Origin of the sequence: Pseudoalteromonas sp. MM1 (assembly GCF_030296835.1) — a bacterium.
Lineage (GTDB): Bacteria > Pseudomonadota > Gammaproteobacteria > Enterobacterales > Alteromonadaceae > Pseudoalteromonas.
On record NZ_AP027922.1, the window covers coordinates 2,333,778 to 2,351,847 of the forward strand.

The following is an 18,070-nucleotide window of genomic DNA, read 5'->3' on the forward strand; positions in this document are numbered from 1 at the left end:
ATCCTTATACCATAATTAGCAGTAAGGATAAGTTAATGCCTGGCACGCATAATAAAGCGCAACTACCTAGTAATCCAACTCTCAAAGAGATTAATTGGTACAAAAAGCAGATAAACTGGGGAGAGCTCCCGCCTTTTTATCATCTTGTTGCTTCTTCGGTCAGTGAGTCTGAAGGAATATTGGAGCACGGATTTGATAATGCTGTAAAAAGCTTAATTAATAAACGCAATTGGAACTTAGACTTACTTGATGGCTATGAAGATGATTTTGGTGAAATACACACCAAGCATAAGCCGCGTATAGCACTGCACCAAGTATTTACCGACCGTGGCTTTGAGCTTTGGGCGCAACCCTATGCTAAAGACATTATTATTGATCAGTACGTTAAAGATAACCGCTTTATGGAGTTTAAAGTATGGGATCCGCATTCAATGAAAAACCTGATCCGCATAAATCAGCTCCATAAGTTTATTGGCTTTTATTTTGAGCGCGGCGACAAGGCCGATAAAGCCATTATTTTACATGCACATAAGGTAGTACATAAAATTATTAAATTTTTGCAACAGGAATTGAACGTTGTAAAGCTTGATGGAGTCACAATAAAAGAACTCTACCAATTGTGCGAAAAAGACAGCCGTGCAAGCAGCGATGAAATTGACATAGCAAAAATTGCCATTGGTGAACAAATTAACAAGGAATAAAATGCAGCTAAAATCAGCCTTTATCACTTTATGCAGTGCCGCGCTTACCTTTAGCCTACTGGTTAGTGAGCCGTTAAAGGCACAAACAAACTTTACGCTACCGGATTTAGGCACGTCTGCGCTACAAGTTTTGCCACTTGAAAAAGAACAAGCCATTGGCGAAGTGATGATGATGCAAATAAGAGGCTCATCACCGGTAGTAAACGACCCCGTTTTAGACGAATACTTAACCACACTTGGCCGAAAACTAGTAGCTAATGCAAACGACGTGCGTTTTCCTTTTTCTTTTTTTTGGGTAAATAACAACGAAATTAACGCCTTTGCTTTTTACGGCGGGCATGTTGGTGTGCATACTGGGCTTATTGCGCAATCAGATAACGAAAGCCAATTTGCCTCTGTACTTGGGCACGAAATAGCGCACGTAACTCAGCGCCATTTAGCTCGTCGTATTCAGCAACAGCAAGACAACAGCGCACTGACTATTGCGGGCATGATAGCCGGTATATTAGCCACCGTTGTGGCTCCCGATGCAGGTATTGCTATTATTTCGGCTAACCAAACTCAAGCTGCGTTTAGCCAACTAACTCACAGCCGTGCTGCCGAGCAAGAAGCCGACAGAATTGGTATGCAAACCCTTAATAACGCCGGTTTTGACGCCCGCGCATCGAGTGAGTTTTTAACTAAACTTGCAGCGCAAATAAGATATAAGTACAAGCCACCCGCTTTTTTACTCACTCACCCCTTACCAGAGAGCCGTGTATCTGACGTACGCCTGCGTGCAGAGCAATACCCTGTACGCCATTTAAACCCAAGCCTTGAGTTTAATTTAGCAAAAAGCCGTGTACTTGCCCGTTATGCCAACAAACCCGAAAATGCCGAAGCGTTGTTTAAAAAGTTAATGCGCGAAAACAGTTACAACAATACCGCGCTTAAATACGGCTTGGGCATAAGCTTACTTGATCAAGATAAACTAGATGAAGCCGCCGAAATTTTAGAGCCGCTATTAGCGCAAAACCCTAAAAATTTATTTTATATCGATACCCATACCGATTTACTAATAGCGCAAAAAAAAGCCGACGAGGCCGTAAAGTTTTTGGCTGAACTAAACAACTATCGCCCTAACAACCAAGTTATTACTTTAAACTATGCAAATGCGGCACTAGAGGCTGAACAGTTTGAATTAGCTGAAAACATTTTAAAAAGCTTTTTACTTGAAAAGCCCGATCATAGCTTAGGCAAACAGCTATTAGCCGATGCCTATAAAAAACAAGACAAGCTTGCTGCTTATCACGAAGCCAATGCTGATGTGTTATCGCAATATGGCGCGTATATTAAAGCCGCAGACGAAATCCAAAAAGCACTTAACTTCGTAGAACCCACTGAGCTGGTTAAACAGCAACGCTTAAAAGCCTTGCTCACTCAGTATCGCCGTTTACAAAAAGAGCTGGCAAGACTTTAAGTCTGTCAGCGCTTGCCCTAAAATAGCGGCAAATTACATTTTGGAACTCATTGTATGTCAGTTACTATTTATCATAATCCACGTTGTTCTAAGTCGCGTGAAACTCTAGCATTACTTGAACAAAATAGCGTAACACCACGCGTAGTAGAGTATTTAAAAACACCGCTTAACCATGAACAAATTAGCCAACTTTTAGAACAATTAGGCTTCAGCTCAGCTCGCCAGCTAATGCGCACAAAAGAAGATGCATACAAAGCGCTTAACCTAAAAGAAGAAACCAACGAGTCAGTGCTAATAAACGCCATGGTAGACAACCCTAAACTTATTGAACGCCCTATTGTACAAAACAACGGTAAAGCAGCCCTTGGCCGCCCGCCTGAAAACGTATTAAGCGTATTATAATGACGACCCGCATTGTTGTTCTGTACCACTCAAGCCATGGCTCGGTTGAGGCTATGGCGCACGAAATAGCCGAATCTATAGAGCAACAGGGTGCCACAGCCGAGTTGCGTACCTTTGTTGCTAAAAATCCGCACGATATAGTCATTACCAAAGATGATTTAATCAATTGTGACGGCCTTGCTTTTGGCACCCCTACCCGCTTTGGTATGATGGCATCGCAAGCAAAAACATTTTGGGAAACCACCAGCGATCTGTGGCTAAAAGGCCAGTTAATAGATAAACCGGCCTGTGTGTTTTCATCGTCAAGCAGTATGCATGGCGGCAATGAAGCCACCTTACTTAATTTATCATTGCCACTACTACACCATGGTATGATGTTATTAGGGGTACCTTACGAAGTACCAGAGTTACTAGCTACGCAAACCGGCGGCACACCTTACGGGGCAACACATGTAGCCGGCAGCAGCAATACTAATACCTTAAGTAAAGATGAAATTAAAATATGCCAAAGCGTTGGTAAACGCCTCACTCACATTGCGAGAAAACTTCAATGAATACCGCTGACACCCCTGCTAAAAAGCCGATTACTGTAAAATTTCAGCGCACCGCTATATTTGGCTATATGGGTTTATTACTTTTATTTCCACTGTGGATGTACTTTGTACCTCCGCTAAATGGCAACGCAAGTTTTGTATCGCTGTTTGTGCCTATTATTCCTTTACTGTTGCCCTTAAGAGGCTTTATTAAAGACAACACCTACACTTACGCATGGGCTAACTTTGTTGTTATGTTGTACTTTATACACGGCTTGACCATGTTATGGGCTGCACCTGATGAGCTAATATGGGTGTTATTAGAGCTTGTGTTTGCCTCTGCCATGTTTATTGGCTGCACGTATTACGCAAGGCACCGTGGGCAAGAGCAAGGCTTAAAAATACGTAAGCTTAAAGAAGAGCTCGCAGAGGAAAAAGCAGCTAACGAATACAATAAATAATGCTTATTCGCAAAATTAGTTATTTAAGCTGAAAGTTGAAATAATACCAATCCGGATAAATAAGTGATCTATTTTGAGGATGGAAAAACGTGTTGATAGCAAGGCAAAAAATTCGCTATTTAGTTGTTCTCGGCAATTGCTCCTGCATTGCTCTACCTTCTGCATCCATGCAGTCGTAAATGAGAGTTTTTTAACGCAGATAGCGACACGTTTAGCCCCGCAAAATGAATAGATATTATTGCGGATTGGTATAACAGCTTATACACACAAAAAAACGCGCTTAACATAACAATGTAAGCACGTTTTTTTCGGCTTTTAGTTTGCTAAGCGTTATACCAATTCGCTCAGCGCAGCGAGAGCAACTATACTGGCTAATCCAAGCTGTGCTATTAAGCTCAACAACGAAAAAACTCGCAACACAAATAATCCCCACGGGTGCTTTATATGCGGATAGAGCGCACAGCGCTTTAAACTCGCCGCAAAGAAAAAACACACCGATGCAATCAATGTAAAAATTAAAGTCAGTTCACTTTTTATGGCAATGCTTTCATCAAAAAAGAAATAGAGCTGCAATGGCAATAAAATAGTGACAATGGCGTGTAAGGCGTGCACCTTTTTAATACGGTTAAATTGCCCTTCTGGCGAAAGCTCTTTTATACCAAAGTCACGTTCAAGGCATTTAACTAAATTAGTTGCTTTTATACTTACTGCTAACCGGTAACAGCTTAAGCCCTCGTTATTACGTGCTCTAAAGTCGTAACCTGCTTTTAGTAATAACACCATTAACGTTTCGTTTTTGGCCAGTACTGCATAATGCAGTGCAGTATTACCTAAGGTGTCTTGCGCTTTTTGATCTTGTTTAGAAAGCAATGTTTCTATCACATTTACATAGCCTTTTTCGGCTGCCCACATAAATGCTGTTTTATTGTTTTCATCAGCCAAGGTACCGGTAGCACCTTGCTCAATAAAACGCATCGCCATGGTTTGCTTTGCGCTTTTTTGACTTAAATGAGCAAGTAATGCTTTTTCAAGCAATACAATAGAATCAACATCAGGCGATACTTGCGTTAACAGCGTAAAATAGTCTTTACCGTTTGCTACTTTTTGACTGGCAAGCTCTGTAAGTTCATTTAAATCGGCGACCGATTCAGGTAAAAAAGCACTTAAACGCTCTCTAAAATCAACTTCTTGCCAGAGCGCTAGTGTATCGTGTGCACTTAATTTACTACCACTGTTTAGGGCATGTTCTATTAAAGAGAAATAGCGTTTACTAAATAATAAGCTAAACAACGAAAGGGGTGTATCAAGTGCGTTTTGCGCCGCCACACTGGCGTATTTTTCTAAGCGCTGGCACAGCATTAGTGCCATGGACTCGCTGGTGTATTCGTTATCTAAATAATGATTTTTGACAGCAGCAATGTAAGCGTGCGCATCTTCGTCATATTCACTAATATGCTGAAAATAACACTCTTCAAAGGGTTCAAGCGGGGTTAACCATATCAAATAGTAAATGGGTGGTAGCACCGTGGTGCATACACCGTCATCTTCAATAGTAGAACGACATGCAGGCCAAGCTTCTAAAGCATCTAAAATAAAGGCACCGTTTTGTTCTACAAGTCCTTTAATAAGTAATGGGTATTCCTTTGGCCAAATCAGTACATTTTCCATTAAAACAGCACAACTCCAGTGTAGCTTGATGAGGCGTCAGTTATAGCAGTTTTTAGCTGACACCACGCTTAATCGACGTGGTGATATTCTATCACACCTTTTTTTTGCTGCGAGCTTAAAGTAGATGAATATTAAGAAAATATAAAAGCAGCCAATACACTAAAGTGCGGCTGCTTTTTTGGTTGGAGGGGGTCTTAATCAGGGAGTGAACTATTTATTTTTTAGTTCACTAATTACTTGCTCTAAGCCAACATCAGAAATACGTTGAATAATCTCTTTTTGCTTAGCGCTTAAAAGCGAAATACCTTCGGCAACAATGTCGTATACTTTCCATTGCTGGTCTTTACCTTGGCGCAGCTTAAAATGCAGATCAATCACAGGCGCGTTTGGCTCAATAATTTGCGTTTTAACCGTAGCGTACTCAGAGTCGCTTTTAGCGGTATCTTGTTCAAATACCACTTGCTGGCCGGTGTACTTCATAAGCGCACCTGCGTAAGTGCCTGTTAAATAATGCTCTACTGCATCAATAAAGCGTACAGCTTGCTCACGCTCAATACCTTTTATGTGTTTACCAAGCAATTTAAACGACACAAACTTAATATCTATATTTGGCATTAAACGCGTCTCTACAATGCGCGCCATATCGGCTTTACTCGCATCACCTTTTGCATTTACTTTAGCAATGTCGCTAAAAAGTGTGTCTGCAACGCCCTCAAGCATATGTTGAGGTGACTGCGATGTTTGCGCAAATAACGCGCTACTAAATAAGGTGGCAGCAATAAATAAAGTGTTAAAAAGTTTCATAAGCGTGACCATGTGTGTGATTAAGATGTAGCTAAATTACGCGATTTTAACTCTTAAAAAAAGACACAAAAATGCACCTTATTAATGCCAAATTGGCACCAATAAAATAAACTATTTAATTTCAGTCAGTTAAGCATTCCCTGTTAACACCCTATAAACAAGCGGTATTTTGTCCTCATTGAAAATGTAAATACCCCGCCCTTATCATTTAATTACTAATTCGACTCACACAGCAATTTGGCAGTTATGAAAACGGTATATAAAACTTTCACTATTACTTTATTTTTAATTATTTCAGTATGGGGTAAATCGGCGTTTGCACAGTCTAATCACGGTTACGCCGTAGATATTCTCAAAGGCGAAGGCAACGTGAATGGCGTTAAGCTGGCTTATCAATATCATGCCCCTAGCTTACAAAACTTAGTAGGCGATGCGCGCTTTTATTTTGAAACCAGCGTTAATATGTGGGAATACCGCCATGGTGACAACTCGCAATCTAATCTTGTGTTGGCTATGTCGCCCGTGCTGCAATTTCCTGCTTTTAGTTTTCATAATACCCCGTTTTATATTGAGGCAGGTATTGGTGTATCGCTTATTGATGAGACTAAATTTGCGGGTAAAAACATTAGCACTCACTATCAATTTGAAGACCGTATTGGACTAGTTGCAGACTTTGGCCACACTAACGTAGCGCTTCGGGTTATTCATTACTCAAACGCCGGATTTAAAGAGCCTAATCCGGGTTTAAACTTTTTAACGCTTTCAGTGGCAAGGCGCTTTTAATATATCCTCGCAACGAGTATCAATTTACCACTTAAAAATGTTAAGCATTAGGGTAAATTGAAATAACTAGTAAAAAAGCCCTGATAAATCAGGGCTTTTTATAATTAAAATACGCTACTAGCCAACTAACCAATGCGCCATTAAGGCAATAACCGGCAACGTAATAAGTGTACGTAAAATAAATATAACAAACAGCTCAACAATATTTACCGGTATTTTACTGCCCAGTAAAAGTGCGCCAACCTCAGACATGTAAATTAGCTGAGTTACGCTCATTGCGGCAATAATAAAGCGCGTTATATCGCTTTCAATGGTGCCCGCAGCTAAAATTGACGGAATAAACATATCGGCAAATCCCACCATAATAGTTTGTGCTGCGGCCTGTGCCTCGGGTACTTGCAACCACTCTAAAAATGGCACAAACGGCATACCTAAATACTGAAATACCGGCGTGTACTCAGCAATAATAAGTGCAAATGTTCCTACGGCCATTACAACAGGCAGTACACCAAACACCATATCAAGGGCATTATGCACGCCCTCTTTTAAAGTACCTTTAAAACCTAATGAATTATTGGCTTTAGCTAATGCAACATCCAGCGAATGACCCACTAAGGTTTTGCCATTTGGAATAGCTTCGGCATCGCGATTTGGCTCGCTGCCATCAATGAGTAAATCTTTTTTAAAACGAAGTGGCGGTAAACGCGGCACAATAATAGCGGCAACCACACCGGCTAAACACACGGTGGCATAAAATGGGGCAAATAAGTGCTCTAATTTTACTTGGCCTAAAACCACTAAGCTAAAGGTAATTGAAACCGCCGAAAACGTAGTACCAATAATAGCCGCTTCACGTTGCGTGTAGTGTTTTTGGTCGTACTGCCTTGCAGTCATAAGTATGCCTACACTGCCATCACCTAACCACGACGCAGTACAGTCAACCGCACTTCGCCCTGGTACGCCAAATACTGGGCGCATAATTTTTGTAAGCATGGTGCCTGCAAGCTCTAATAACCCAAAATTAATTAATAATGGCAGTAATAAGCCGGCTAGTATAAATACCGAAAACAACACAGGTAATAAATCATTTAATACCAAAGCGCCTGTGTTTGCTGAGGTAATTGCCTCGCTCCCTAACCCTAAATGGGTCATTAGCACAAATGCCATACCAAATAAGCGCACTACCAGCCAAATTATGCTTACATCAAACAAATGTTTTAACAAAGGCGACTGGTAAATAGCGACGGGGTTGAATACTTTAGTGATCACCGACATAACGCCAGTAATACAAATAATTAAGGTAATAATAGCTTGCGCGGAGCCCGCCATAAGCGCTTGCACGCCTTTAGCCATTAACGCAATAGGAATGGTCATCCCGTCGGCGGTAGGAATAGGTGTCATAAACAAAAAAACACCAATTAACGACGGTACTAAAAAAGTAAACCAAGTGCGCCACGTATAGTGTGTGCGAGGAGGTAACTGAGACATATTTTTTAACCCATAAAAACTACAAAAAGAGCAAAGCGCTCTTTTTGTAGTAAAAGTTTATTATTAATTATTTAAATTTTAATGCCGCGCTGTATAAGTGCTGCTTCTAACGCTTGCTGTAAACCGTTCATGGTACCAGGCTCAAGTGTTTCACCTTTGTCGTCCATCCAGGTCAAACTTGTACCGCCTTCTTTAGTTTTACTCACTAAAATTTGGTATTGCCCTTCTTCAATAGGAAGCTGCGCAACTTCGTCGCCCCAAATTGAATCCCATACACTGCTTTGTGGCTTGTTGTAGTCGGCAGTTATTAAGCCAGTGTCAGTTTTAATCTCAACAATAGTAAACGATAAACGCTCTAAAAAGCCCGAGAAACGATCAAATACTGCATCGTATGATTGCTCAGTAACAAGTGCAGCATTGCCTTTGTTATCAAAGCCCATTTCAAGCGAGATAATTCCTTGGCGCTTACGGTTTTCTAATTCTAACTGGCGGTAGCGGTAATCAAACTCAGCCACAACTTGGTTAAGCGCGCGCACTTCTAGTTGCTGCTTAAGCAAATCGGTTAAGGTGTCATCGCCTTTAAAATCGATAAGCTCAGCGCGCAACGACGCAGTACGCTGATGCGATTTTTCTTCAATTGTGAATCTAAAACGCTCTTGGTTTTCGCTTACCTCATCGCCCCATAACCAGCTTTCTTCCGCTTTAATTATGGCATACCAATCGGTTTCGATAATACCAAGTAGCTTATCTTCTTTTGTGGTCGTTGCATTACTTTCGGCAATAACCGCTTTAATTGAATCCCAAACAAATTCATCTAAATCAACTATTCCGTCGTTTTTATCAAAGTAAACGCGAGCTTTTTTGTCGCCCTCTTCTACCCAGCTACCTTTAGCAACAGTTAAAACCTGTGCTGGTGGACGATAGTTTGTTGCCTCAGGATTGTTATCGTATTGGCCCACATCCATTTTATAAACCGGATCTTGCGCGGGTTGCGATAACGATGGCGGAGTTTTAACACCTTCGTGGGTACGATAATTACGTTCGTTGTGCGCTTCATTAATAAAAACATTACACCCTGATAAACTTACCAATACACTCACTGCAAGTGCTTTTGGGATCCAATACTGCACAGATATTTCTCCTTAGCATACCCTTTAATTGTTTTACACGTATATGAGTGGGTAATACCGAATTTGGTTCAGTGTAAAATCAACATTAACTTTACATTTATTATTTGGCTGTCTAATTGCAATAAAGTTCACACCTTGGTGTTATAAAATCTATAACAACAAAAAGACAAATTTTAGCTATGGTACTTTCCTGTGCCTGTAAAAACAAGGAACACAATGCTATAAAGCGCCTTTAATTAAGCACCTATGTAGTTTAGAGCACTTTTTGTGTTAAACTTCGCCGCCATGCAACGTATTGTATGGGCAAAGGGCTATACCAACTCGGTTGTTATATTTCAAAAAACGTAGGTATTAAACTTCATGACTGCATTTTCAAATCATCAAATTGTTTTAACCGCTATTGGCGAAGATAGACCGGGAATTGTAAGTGAACTTACTCAGCTTGTAAGTGATTGTCATTGCAACATAGTAGATAGCCGAATAGCCATTTTAGGTAGCGAATTTACTTTTACCATGCTACTGAGCGGCGATATGTCGGCCATTAGCCGCATAGAGCACACTTTGCCTACTAAAGGCATGGAGCTGGGCCTACTCACCATGATGAAGCGCAGTACCACTCGCCACACCGAAAGTGAGTTTTGCGCAGGCTACACCCTTGAATACACTGGGATAGACACCCCAGGTACACTAAGCAAAGTAACGCGTTTTTTTGCCGATCACCACATTAGTATCTGCTCATTAAAGTCAGACACCTACGATGAAGAAAGCGACACTAAAATGCGCTGCGAAATTGAGTTTAATATTCCAGTAGAGGTTGATATAGACCAATTTAAAGTGACCTTTGAAAACCTTTCGCACAGTCTTAACGTAGATTATATTTTTAAACGTATTCGCTAAGGAGCACAGCATGAACAAAATTAGTCCATTACAAGCCGGTGATACAGCACCAGAATTTAGCTTACAAAACCAAAACTACGAAACAGTCACATTAAGCGAGCTGTTAAAAGAGCAACAAGTACTGGTGTACTTTTACCCAAAAGCCTCTACACCAGGGTGTACGGTTCAAGCCGAGAACTTACGTGACCAACAAAGTGAACTTGCTAAATTTAATACCCGTGTTGTCGGTATTAGCCCAGATCCAATCAAGCGCCTTAAAAACTTCGAAACTAAAAAAGAACTTAATTTTGATTTATTAGCTGATGAAGATCACGCCATTGCAGAAGCATTTGGTGTATGGGGCTACAAAAAGTTTATGGGTAAAGAGTACGATGGTATTCACCGTCTAACATTTTTAGTAGGCCAAGACGGTAAAATTAAACACTTATTTGATAAATTTAAAACCAAAGATCATCATCAAGTGGTTTTAGATTACTTAGCGGCGGAATAAGTAAGCTATCAGCTATCAGCTATCAGCTATCAGCTATCAGCTATCAGCTATCAAAAAATAGAAAAAAGCGTTGCTCTGGGGCAACGCTTTTTTATTGACGTTTGTTTGAGTACAGCTGCACGTTACATAGTTAATCAACCATATGCGCCACTTGAATATATAAGCTCGTAACTGTGGCTATAAATTTCTAAAATATTGCCAAACGGGTCTTCCATGTAAATCATGCGGTATGGTTTTTCTCCTGGGTAATAATAACGCGGCGCTTTCATACGCTTTTTACCGCCCGCAGCCACTATTTTATCAGCGAGGCCTTCTACATCAGGGTCTTGTACGCATAAATGAAATATCCCCGTTTTCCAATACTCAAAATTATTTTTAGGGTTTTGCTGATTTTTAAATTCAAATAACTCAACGCCCACCCTATCACCTGTTGATAAATGAGCTATTTTAAAGCTGCCCCACCCAGCACCAAATACATCTGTGCACATTTCACCAATGGGTGATTTATCTTCTGTTATTTTTGTAGGCTTCATAATTAAATACCAACCTAGCAGCTCAGTGTAAAACTTAACGGCTTGTTCTAAGTTTGGCACTGACACACCAATATGCGAAAACGTGCGCGGGTAAGGCATTGGCGAATCGGCTAAGCCATTTTCTTGCCCGCCTTTACCAGCCACTTGCAGGTTGGCATTAGCATTTAAACTTGTAAACAGCATAGGCAGCGCTGCAGCACCTAACCCTGCTGCCGATAACTTCATGAAGTCTCTACGGTTTAACTCTTTTTTATTCATGGCATGTTCCTTAACGGCAAGGGCGTTAAAAGTAATTAAAGGGGATTAATTAGCCATAATAAATGAATATAGTGAGGACAAAAAATTATCAAATATGATGTTTATGATTACGTTTTGTGATGATGGTTGGAACATATTTATTATTTTACTGCGGCTCTATAAATATTCAGGTTCTGCCATACATCATCCGCAACTAAAAAATTAGGTATAACATTTACAAGCAGAGCGCCTGATTTCAACGCAACCTTTATACTTGCCGCATTTTTCTCTAGGCACCTAAATTCGATAAATTTAGCATGAGTGCTCGTGAGTAGCTGCGGAGCTTTTGAAATGATTTGACTAATAATCCCGTTACCATGAGCGTTTTGAGCTAACCAATAGCCTAATTCAGCAACTGCCGAATCGGGACATATTGATTTAATAGCAAATACACCACAAAACTTACCTTTAAAGTTTATTTTGAACCATCGTGAACCACTTTTTCCGCTATTTACTCGTTCAAAAATATATTTATGGGCCGACGCTATGTCTGATACACCTTTAACCCAGTAAAGATATTTTGCTAAATTAATACGGTTTTCATTAACTAATCTTAAAACATCGGGAGCATCACTTTCTAATAAAGGAGAGAGCTTTATGTCTTTTGACATTTTTATATGTAAGTACTTTTCCATTTAACTTTTGATCTCCGTATATCCTTAATTACACTTTAAAATACCCAAAATAAACTTTAAGTGGCTAAATACCAATCTATTTGATAAAAAGATAAAAAGATAAAAAGATAAAAAAGGAGAATTTAATTTTGAGTAAGGCAATCAAGTTTAGAGTGTATTTAGTCGCATTGATTATATGTATTATTGGCTTTATGTTTTCACCAGTGAGTAGCCAGTTTTATACAAACCCGTTTTATATTGGCAGTTTTATTTTTGCAATCACGCTAATTGTGAATGTTATTAATTACTTTTGCCCAAAGTGTAAGAAAAACCAAGTAATGCAATCAGCTACTAGCTATCGCCTGCCAAAAAATGAATGCTATCACTGTGGGGAAGAAATTAACTAGCCTTTTCGGATGGCGCTTCGCTTATCCGACCTACGTGTTTAATAAGCTAATGTGTTGCTTAATATAAAGAGTGAGTAAAGGTATATAGTGTTGGGTTTCGTTACACTCAACCCAACCTACTAATACTGAGTCAATAATCAGAACCGTAAAGATCAAAACAAAAAGAGCTGAATGATTTTATGAATGAGTTAGTTAATTCGTGGTAAAAACTTTAAAACAACGATTTAGTAATATCGACGCTACTTTTTTATTTGCTGTTGTGTTTACAATTCTATTAAGTGTTGGTGTTACTTGGCTAATGATTTCTTACCTTTTTAGGGAAATAATCCAAGGAATTTTATACCCATATAGTAACTATCCAGTAATAATATCGTCTACCGCTGATATTTTAATGATTCCCGGCAGTATAGTTTTATGGCTGGGGTCATTTATCGGTGTTTTAGATATTTTATCGAAGTTATTTAAAAAGCCTATTTATGAAAAAGTAAAAATGAAATTAGGACAAGCTATTGGTGTAATGCTAGTAGTCTCATTAGTAACGCTTATTGCGAATTATGTAACTTGGCAAGTTGCAGCTCGCGCTAATGGTTATACCCAGTGCACAAGTGGCAGTAAACTTTTAGTTGGGAGCAAAACATCTTCAGCGTGGAGTAAAGAAAAGTATTTATGCTACGACTACAATGTAGACAGACTTTTACCTACAGGCACTCATGAGCAAGTGCTTGAGGTAGCTGAATATCTAAAGAAAGATTAAATTAAAAGCGTTGCTACCCTTGCTGAGCTTTTAGCAGAAACCAATTTATTTTTACGGTATTCAATTTTTTGTGTCGGATGGCGCTTCGCTTATCCGACCTACGTGTTTAAATAAGCTGGTGTGGTGGTTTATATAAAGAGGGAGTAATGGAGTTATGGTGTTGGGTTTCGTTTCACTCAACCCAACCTTGTATCTACGTAATATAACTTAACGCCGAGCAGCTTATCGCTTACAGCTAAGCACTTACAGCAGCTCTTTCGCTTAGCTAATCCCTAAATACTTATGTACTTGCACCGATAGGCGCCAGTTTTTGGCAATACAGGTGTCGATGGCTAATTTGGTGGCTGACACTTTTTGGCTGATTGGCTGTAAATAAACAAGCTTAGGGTTAACACCTGTTTTTGCAAATAGCTCTTCAAGCTCTTCTACGTGCTTTTGCATGGCTATTGGGTGCTTTATTTCGTTTGCGCGCTTCATGGCGCTGGTAAGTACTTCGTAACCACCGCGCATGTTTATTTTAGGCGATACAGTAACCCATGTTTGCTCAGGGGCGAGTATTTCAAACGTGCCGCTGGTTTCTATTTGTGTTGTAAAGCCGTTATCGTGCAGCAAGTTACACACTGGGTTTAAGTCGAACATGCATGGCTCGCCACCGGTAATAACCACGTGTTTTGCGTTGTAGCCACGCGATTTAAATAACTCGAGTACTTGCTCGGCGCTGGCATCGGCCCAGTGATCTGAGTCGGCTTTTTTTTCTACCGTTTCATCAAGGGATACTTTGTACACGTTATCTACTTCCCAAGTTTGTTTAGTATCACACCATGCACAGCCCACTGGGCAGCCTTGCAAACGCAAAAATATTGAGGGGGTGCCGGTAAAACTTGCTTCACCTTGGATGGTTTCAAACACTTCATTAATTTTGTACAAAAGAGATCTCACTTACTGCCTAGCTGCAACATTGCTACTATAAAAGACGAAAAAGCGCTGCCCAAAAATTGTTATTTAAGCTGCGGCCGTGTAGTATATCGCGCCCTGATATAAACCTCTATTAAAACTAAAGAGCAATCCAGATATGACGCAAAAAGTAGTTGTTATTTATTCCGGCGGTATGGATTCGTTTACCGTATTAAATAAAGCCTTACAACAAGGCCATGATGTTTATGCCCTTTCATTTGACTATGGTCAGCGTCATGTTAAAGAGCTTGAAGTGGCTGCAAACGTGTGTAAAAAGCTTAATGTTCCACATAAAATTGTAGATATATCAGCAATTAATCAGCTTATTGGTGGCTCATCACTGACTGATGATATTGATGTACCCGAAGGCCATTACGAAGAAGAAAGCATGAAAAGCACCATTGTGCCTAATCGTAATATGATTTTGCTTTCGCTGGCGGTTGGTTACGCAGTGTCTTTAAAAGCTAGCAAAGTATATTATGGCGCGCATTCGGGCGATCATGCTATTTACCCTGATTGCCGCCCTGAGTTTGTGCAAAAAATGGATGATGTATGTCGTATTGCAAATTACGACGCTGTAGAAATTTTTAGCCCGTACCTAAATAACACCAAAATTGATATTTTAACCGACGGCATAAAAATGGGCTTAGACTACAGCCAAACATGGACTTGTTATAACGGACGCGAAAAAGCCTGTGGTAAATGTGGCGCCTGCCAAGAACGTTTAGAGGCATTTAAGCTTAATAACGTCACTGATCCAATCGAGTACGAATAACACTAGTTATGGGGTTTTCAGTGAAAGCACGGTTAACTTATTAGCGCTGAACGCAAAAAGGCTATCATTTCGATAGCCTTTTTTGTTTTTACTGAAAGTTAAAGCCAGCGTTTAACTTTGTTTTTATACTCGGTGAATTCTTGGCCAAATAATTTAGTTAGTGCTCGCTCTTCTGGGATTATTTGAAAAAGCGTTAAATACGCAATAAAACCAATAATGCATAACAGTGCCCACAGCGAACTAAGCCATATACCCCACCCCGCTAAAATAAATGCAAACCCAACATACATAGGATTGCGCGAAATTTTATAAATGCCGCCAGTCACAAGTTTAGATGCCTGCTCGGGCTTATTAGGGTTTACTGTGGTGCGGGCAAGCTTAAAGCTAACGACTCCGGCAATACAAAACACACAGCCAATGATTACTAGGCTTGCCGCTAAATAGGTAATAAACGCTGTAAAATCAATAACACTATAATGCGCGATTAAAGCCATAATGCCTGCAAAAACCAAGACTACAATAACCGGTGGAATTTTATTATTTAACATAGCAACTCACTGTATTACTTATAAAATACGTACTTTATGTTTTATCAGTATTAAACAATAAATCGTATGTATCAATGATGAACACAACTACACGCTGTCCCAATCGACAAATAAAGTTACAATTGTCAGGTTTAACCACTTTAAAATATGGTTATACTTTACACAACTAAAGCGATGAATATAAAAGGAAGTGGTTATGTCAGGCACTACAATGATAGTACTTATTGTGCTTATATCGGTTGGCTCTGGGGTTATATACGATATGTACAAAAAGCACCTTGAATTTAAACACAAAATGCAAGATAGCAACCAAGATGCGAATAAACAACTGGCCGAGGTAAGCGCACAAGTGGTTGCCTTAAAAGAGCGCGTGCAAACGCTTGAGGCCATAGTGACAGACTCAAGCTATTCCACAAAAGAAGAAATTAACCGCCTTTAAAAACGATATAAATGGGCATTTTCTGGCTGCTCTATGCCATGAGCAGCTAAAAACCCATCTATAGCTTGGCCGCAGCCCTGTGGCGCACGAGAGCTATCTATTTCAAAGTTAAGCTTATTTGCATGTTGTTTTCCAAGCGAGCAAAGCCTCAATACTTTAGGTGAACGCATTGCCACACTAAGCTCCCCTATTTTTTCTACGGAGTTGTGTTTACTAAATCGGGCAAACCCTTGGTATTTAAATTGCTCACTCACATACTCATTACTAATATCAACCAGGGCATTAATAAGGCCGTGTAAAAAGCTATTTGCGCTGCTATCACTGGTTAAAAATGCAAAGGTTTTGTTATTAAATTCAGTAAGCTGGCAAGTATGACAGTGTAATTTTAATGTGTATAACCACTGCTGTGAGCTTATTTGCTGCATAGCACTTAGCGATACCGTAGCACCTGCAAATAACACCCGTTTTAATAACTGCTCAATAATCTCTGTGCCCGGCGGCGCGTGTGCAGTAACGAGCTCTGCATTTTGTGCCATAACCGGTAAATCATGATGATTATTAAATGGGGTACTGGTTGTATTATTGCTGTGAGTAAGTTGAAACAGCTCTCTTACCTCGTGCTCTCGCGCTATTTTAAGCGCTAAAAACGCTGTTTGAATAAGCTCAGAGGTGGGTAAGTTTTCCTCTACTATCCAGCGTCTGCCAAACAGTAATTTTTTTGCTGTGCCCTCTCCCGCATAACTACTGGTTTTGTAATTATCGGGGCTGAGCACGGCAACTTGTAAATAAAGTTGCTGATCTTTTTGCGCAGCAAGCACTCTAAAGTGCGCTGAAAAATCAATATTATCAAGAACCTGATTAACGCTTTGTAAGGTGTGTTTATAGCGTAAAAAATGCTGTGGAACTATCCAGCTGTTATTAGCAAGTTGCACTAATGGCGCATACGAAATTGGCTGCTCGTAACTGTTTTGCCATTTTTGCTCTGCACTGAGCAGCGGCTCAATGCGACTTTTTTTATCTGACATACATAAACCAAATAAATTCGCGTAAGGCGATATAATCTATGTTGTTGTTACGTTTTAGCGCCTTAAATTAGATCACACTATTAGCGCTAAATAAGCCATTTTTAAGCGCTGCTGAGCTTTTTATAATCTGTTATAACTTTTTGATAATAAAGCTCATCTTTATTAAGCATTTTATTATAATGAGTGAGTAACTGTTTAAGGTATTGCCTGTGCGATGCAGTATTTAAATCCCACATGCTGTTACCGGTATGTGTGAGCAACGCTGTGCTACGTTGGCTTACTTCTATAAGCTCATAATAGCGGTTGTTTTCAGTGATCAATTGCTCGCTTTCAAGGCCAAAGCCTAATTTGGCTAAACCACTGCGCAAATGATAAGTATGGTGTATAGGGCAAACTATAAAGCGGGTGTTTGCTACTGATGCAGCGCAATTGTTTTTGATAATGCCGGCAACAAGTTTTAGTAACAGCTCGCCACCAACACCAGCAATAACCACAGTATTTAATGCATTTGGAACGAGCTTTATTTCTCTTACATCTTGGCAATGTACTTTATATTGCGTATCACTTGGCAGTGTTTGGCTAATATTTGCTAAGTACTCGCTCAGCTCGGCCATTATTTTATCTACCACATCTACAAAATTAACCTGTTTTGCAGCGCGGCGCTTAAATAATGCAATGCCTAAGTAACCATGATCGCAGCAGCAATCCCAAATAACATCAACGGGGCTAGTAATTAACGCATTAATTGCGTTTAAACGCTTACTTAGTTTCATTTAATACCAATTAGCTTAATTAAGTGATCTATTTTGAGGCTGGAAAAACGTGTTGATAGCTAGGCAAAAAATTCGCTATTTAGTTGTTCTAAATGAGAGTTTTTTAACACAGATAGCGACACGTTTAGCCCCTTA

The 18,070-nt window shown here is 39.9% G+C and carries 22 protein-coding genes and 1 pseudogene; 12 read left to right on the plus strand and 11 right to left on the minus strand.

Annotated elements, in window-relative coordinates; translation table 11 throughout:
* Positions 1 to 35 precede the first annotated feature (35 nt).
* The 5 genes from QUE46_RS10545 to QUE46_RS10565 are packed head-to-tail and all read left to right on the plus strand — an operon-like array spanning position 36 to position 3,556.
* The gene (locus QUE46_RS10545; RefSeq protein ID WP_004589173.1) at positions 36 to 701 is read left to right on the plus strand and encodes a hypothetical protein; all 666 of its coding nucleotides are present in this window, start codon (positions 36 to 38) and stop codon (positions 699 to 701) included.
* A 1-nt stretch (position 702) separates the two neighbouring features.
* The gene (locus QUE46_RS10550) at positions 703 to 2,160 is read left to right on the plus strand and encodes a M48 family metalloprotease (RefSeq protein WP_286244757.1); all 1,458 of its coding nucleotides are present in this window, start codon (positions 703 to 705) and stop codon (positions 2,158 to 2,160) included.
* Between the two features lie 54 nt (positions 2,161 to 2,214).
* The gene (gene arsC / locus QUE46_RS10555; RefSeq protein WP_286244758.1) at positions 2,215 to 2,562 is read left to right on the plus strand and encodes an arsenate reductase (glutaredoxin); all 348 of its coding nucleotides are present in this window, start codon (positions 2,215 to 2,217) and stop codon (positions 2,560 to 2,562) included.
* Complete coding sequence (wrbA, locus tag QUE46_RS10560; protein ID WP_286244759.1) at positions 2,562 to 3,116, plus strand: NAD(P)H:quinone oxidoreductase; 555 nt, start codon at positions 2,562 to 2,564, stop codon at positions 3,114 to 3,116. The genes arsC and wrbA overlap by 1 nt, the downstream gene beginning before the upstream one ends.
* Positions 3,113 to 3,556: a DUF2069 domain-containing protein gene (locus QUE46_RS10565; protein ID WP_286244760.1), complete on the plus strand. Its 444-nt coding sequence runs from the start codon at positions 3,113 to 3,115 to the stop codon at positions 3,554 to 3,556. The genes wrbA and QUE46_RS10565 overlap by 4 nt, the downstream gene beginning before the upstream one ends.
* Before the next feature lie 330 nt (positions 3,557 to 3,886).
* Here QUE46_RS10565 and QUE46_RS10570 read toward each other — a convergent pair whose 3' ends face one another.
* The gene (locus tag QUE46_RS10570; protein ID WP_286244761.1) at positions 3,887 to 5,224 is read right to left on the minus strand and encodes an ankyrin repeat domain-containing protein; all 1,338 of its coding nucleotides are present in this window, start codon (positions 5,222 to 5,224) and stop codon (positions 3,887 to 3,889) included.
* Between the two features lie 210 nt (positions 5,225 to 5,434).
* On the minus strand, positions 5,435 to 6,028 hold the full coding sequence (locus QUE46_RS10575) for a phospholipid-binding protein MlaC (RefSeq protein WP_286244762.1): 594 nt from the start codon (positions 6,026 to 6,028) through the stop codon (positions 5,435 to 5,437).
* A gap of 246 nt (positions 6,029 to 6,274) precedes the next feature.
* On the opposite strand from QUE46_RS10575, the gene QUE46_RS10580 reads away from it, so the two are divergent.
* The gene (locus tag QUE46_RS10580; RefSeq protein ID WP_286244763.1) at positions 6,275 to 6,811 is read left to right on the plus strand and encodes an acyloxyacyl hydrolase; all 537 of its coding nucleotides are present in this window, start codon (positions 6,275 to 6,277) and stop codon (positions 6,809 to 6,811) included.
* Positions 6,812 to 6,928: 117 nt separating this feature from the next.
* On the opposite strand, the gene QUE46_RS10585 is transcribed toward QUE46_RS10580, so the two are convergent.
* The gene (locus QUE46_RS10585; protein WP_286244764.1) at positions 6,929 to 8,299 is read right to left on the minus strand and encodes a YjiH family protein; all 1,371 of its coding nucleotides are present in this window, start codon (positions 8,297 to 8,299) and stop codon (positions 6,929 to 6,931) included.
* A 71-nt stretch (positions 8,300 to 8,370) separates the two neighbouring features.
* A complete protein-coding gene (gene bamC / locus QUE46_RS10590; protein WP_286244765.1) occupies positions 8,371 to 9,429 on the minus strand; it encodes an outer membrane protein assembly factor BamC in 1,059 nt (352 codons plus the stop codon).
* Positions 9,430 to 9,789: 360 nt separating this feature from the next.
* On the opposite strand from bamC, the gene QUE46_RS10595 reads away from it, so the two are divergent.
* Both QUE46_RS10595 and bcp read left to right on the plus strand, forming a co-directional pair.
* Positions 9,790 to 10,326 carry a glycine cleavage system protein R gene (locus tag QUE46_RS10595; protein ID WP_286244766.1) on the plus strand — a complete coding sequence of 179 codons (537 nt, stop codon included), beginning with the start codon at positions 9,790 to 9,792 and terminating at the stop codon, positions 10,324 to 10,326.
* 10 nt (positions 10,327 to 10,336) lie between these two features.
* Positions 10,337 to 10,816, plus strand: coding sequence for a thioredoxin-dependent thiol peroxidase (bcp, locus tag QUE46_RS10600; RefSeq protein WP_286244767.1), 480 nt, complete (start codon positions 10,337 to 10,339; stop codon positions 10,814 to 10,816).
* Positions 10,817 to 10,950: 134 nt separating this feature from the next.
* On the opposite strand, the gene QUE46_RS10605 is transcribed toward bcp, so the two are convergent.
* The 3 genes and pseudogenes from QUE46_RS10605 to QUE46_RS10615 all read right to left on the minus strand — a co-directional run bounded on the left by QUE46_RS10605 (position 10,951) and on the right by QUE46_RS10615 (position 12,281).
* The gene (locus QUE46_RS10605; RefSeq protein ID WP_286247731.1) at positions 10,951 to 11,448 is read right to left on the minus strand and encodes a lactoylglutathione lyase family protein; all 498 of its coding nucleotides are present in this window, start codon (positions 11,446 to 11,448) and stop codon (positions 10,951 to 10,953) included.
* Between the two features lie 78 nt (positions 11,449 to 11,526).
* A pseudogene (locus QUE46_RS10610) lies at positions 11,527 to 11,607 on the minus strand (twin-arginine translocation signal domain-containing protein); the annotation flags it as partial.
* A gap of 140 nt (positions 11,608 to 11,747) precedes the next feature.
* Complete coding sequence (locus QUE46_RS10615) at positions 11,748 to 12,281, minus strand: GNAT family N-acetyltransferase (protein ID WP_286244768.1); 534 nt, start codon at positions 12,279 to 12,281, stop codon at positions 11,748 to 11,750.
* A 128-nt stretch (positions 12,282 to 12,409) separates the two neighbouring features.
* Between QUE46_RS10615 and QUE46_RS10620 the strand changes: the two genes are divergently transcribed.
* Positions 12,410 to 12,667: a hypothetical protein gene (locus QUE46_RS10620; RefSeq protein WP_286244769.1), complete on the plus strand. Its 258-nt coding sequence runs from the start codon at positions 12,410 to 12,412 to the stop codon at positions 12,665 to 12,667.
* 199 nt (positions 12,668 to 12,866) lie between these two features.
* Entirely contained in the window at positions 12,867 to 13,421 is a 555-nt protein-coding gene (locus QUE46_RS10625; RefSeq protein ID WP_286244770.1) for a hypothetical protein, read from the plus strand.
* A gap of 261 nt (positions 13,422 to 13,682) precedes the next feature.
* Here QUE46_RS10625 and queE read toward each other — a convergent pair whose 3' ends face one another.
* Positions 13,683 to 14,348: a 7-carboxy-7-deazaguanine synthase QueE gene (queE, locus tag QUE46_RS10630; protein ID WP_286247733.1), complete on the minus strand. Its 666-nt coding sequence runs from the start codon at positions 14,346 to 14,348 to the stop codon at positions 13,683 to 13,685.
* Positions 14,349 to 14,493: 145 nt separating this feature from the next.
* On the opposite strand from queE, the gene queC reads away from it, so the two are divergent.
* Positions 14,494 to 15,150: a 7-cyano-7-deazaguanine synthase QueC gene (gene queC, locus QUE46_RS10635; RefSeq protein WP_286244771.1), complete on the plus strand. Its 657-nt coding sequence runs from the start codon at positions 14,494 to 14,496 to the stop codon at positions 15,148 to 15,150.
* 98 nt (positions 15,151 to 15,248) lie between these two features.
* Here the strand turns inward: queC and QUE46_RS10640 are convergent, their stop codons facing one another.
* Positions 15,249 to 15,698, minus strand: a complete 450-nt coding sequence (locus QUE46_RS10640) for an isoprenylcysteine carboxylmethyltransferase family protein (protein ID WP_286244772.1) — start codon at positions 15,696 to 15,698, stop codon at positions 15,249 to 15,251.
* Between the two features lie 196 nt (positions 15,699 to 15,894).
* Between QUE46_RS10640 and QUE46_RS10645 the strand changes: the two genes are divergently transcribed.
* The gene (locus QUE46_RS10645; RefSeq protein ID WP_286244773.1) at positions 15,895 to 16,137 is read left to right on the plus strand and encodes a hypothetical protein; all 243 of its coding nucleotides are present in this window, start codon (positions 15,895 to 15,897) and stop codon (positions 16,135 to 16,137) included.
* Here QUE46_RS10645 and QUE46_RS10650 read toward each other — a convergent pair.
* Together QUE46_RS10650 and QUE46_RS10655 are read right to left on the minus strand one after the other, a co-directional pair.
* Positions 16,134 to 17,162 carry a hypothetical protein gene (locus QUE46_RS10650; RefSeq protein WP_286244774.1) on the minus strand — a complete coding sequence of 343 codons (1,029 nt, stop codon included), beginning with the start codon at positions 17,160 to 17,162 and terminating at the stop codon, positions 16,134 to 16,136. The genes QUE46_RS10645 and QUE46_RS10650 overlap by 4 nt on opposite strands.
* 101 nt (positions 17,163 to 17,263) lie before the next feature.
* Complete coding sequence (locus QUE46_RS10655) at positions 17,264 to 17,935, minus strand: tRNA (adenine(22)-N(1))-methyltransferase TrmK (protein ID WP_286244775.1); 672 nt, start codon at positions 17,933 to 17,935, stop codon at positions 17,264 to 17,266.
* Positions 17,936 to 18,070 lie beyond the last annotated feature (135 nt).

Bases quoted from the DNA above. Each gene is read 5' to 3' on its own strand.
- QUE46_RS10575 (WP_286244762.1), bottom strand. From the start codon at position 6,028: ATGAAACTTTTTAACACTTTATTTATTGCTGCCACCTTATTTAGTAGC.
- QUE46_RS10545 (WP_004589173.1), top strand. From the start codon at position 36: ATGCCTGGCACGCATAATAAAGCGCAACTACCTAGTAATCCAACTCTC.
- QUE46_RS10570 (WP_286244761.1), bottom strand. From the start codon at position 5,224: ATGGAAAATGTACTGATTTGGCCAAAGGAATACCCATTACTTATTAAA.
- bcp (WP_286244767.1), top strand. From the start codon at position 10,337: ATGAACAAAATTAGTCCATTACAAGCCGGTGATACAGCACCAGAATTT.
- QUE46_RS10550 (WP_286244757.1), top strand. From the start codon at position 703: ATGCAGCTAAAATCAGCCTTTATCACTTTATGCAGTGCCGCGCTTACC.
- QUE46_RS10650 (WP_286244774.1), bottom strand. From the start codon at position 17,162: ATGTCAGATAAAAAAAGTCGCATTGAGCCGCTGCTCAGTGCAGAGCAA.
- QUE46_RS10565 (WP_286244760.1), top strand. From the start codon at position 3,113: ATGAATACCGCTGACACCCCTGCTAAAAAGCCGATTACTGTAAAATTT.
- QUE46_RS10585 (WP_286244764.1), bottom strand. From the start codon at position 8,299: ATGTCTCAGTTACCTCCTCGCACACACTATACGTGGCGCACTTGGTTT.
- QUE46_RS10580 (WP_286244763.1), top strand. From the start codon at position 6,275: ATGAAAACGGTATATAAAACTTTCACTATTACTTTATTTTTAATTATT.
- QUE46_RS10655 (WP_286244775.1), bottom strand. From the start codon at position 17,935: ATGAAACTAAGTAAGCGTTTAAACGCAATTAATGCGTTAATTACTAGC.
- arsC (WP_286244758.1), top strand. From the start codon at position 2,215: ATGTCAGTTACTATTTATCATAATCCACGTTGTTCTAAGTCGCGTGAA.
- QUE46_RS10605 (WP_286247731.1), bottom strand. From the start codon at position 11,448: ATGCCTTACCCGCGCACGTTTTCGCATATTGGTGTGTCAGTGCCAAAC.
- queC (WP_286244771.1), top strand. From the start codon at position 14,494: ATGACGCAAAAAGTAGTTGTTATTTATTCCGGCGGTATGGATTCGTTT.
- wrbA (WP_286244759.1), top strand. From the start codon at position 2,562: ATGACGACCCGCATTGTTGTTCTGTACCACTCAAGCCATGGCTCGGTT.
- QUE46_RS10615 (WP_286244768.1), bottom strand. From the start codon at position 12,281: ATGGAAAAGTACTTACATATAAAAATGTCAAAAGACATAAAGCTCTCT.
- QUE46_RS10645 (WP_286244773.1), top strand. From the start codon at position 15,895: ATGTCAGGCACTACAATGATAGTACTTATTGTGCTTATATCGGTTGGC.
- QUE46_RS10640 (WP_286244772.1), bottom strand. From the start codon at position 15,698: ATGTTAAATAATAAAATTCCACCGGTTATTGTAGTCTTGGTTTTTGCA.
- QUE46_RS10595 (WP_286244766.1), top strand. From the start codon at position 9,790: ATGACTGCATTTTCAAATCATCAAATTGTTTTAACCGCTATTGGCGAA.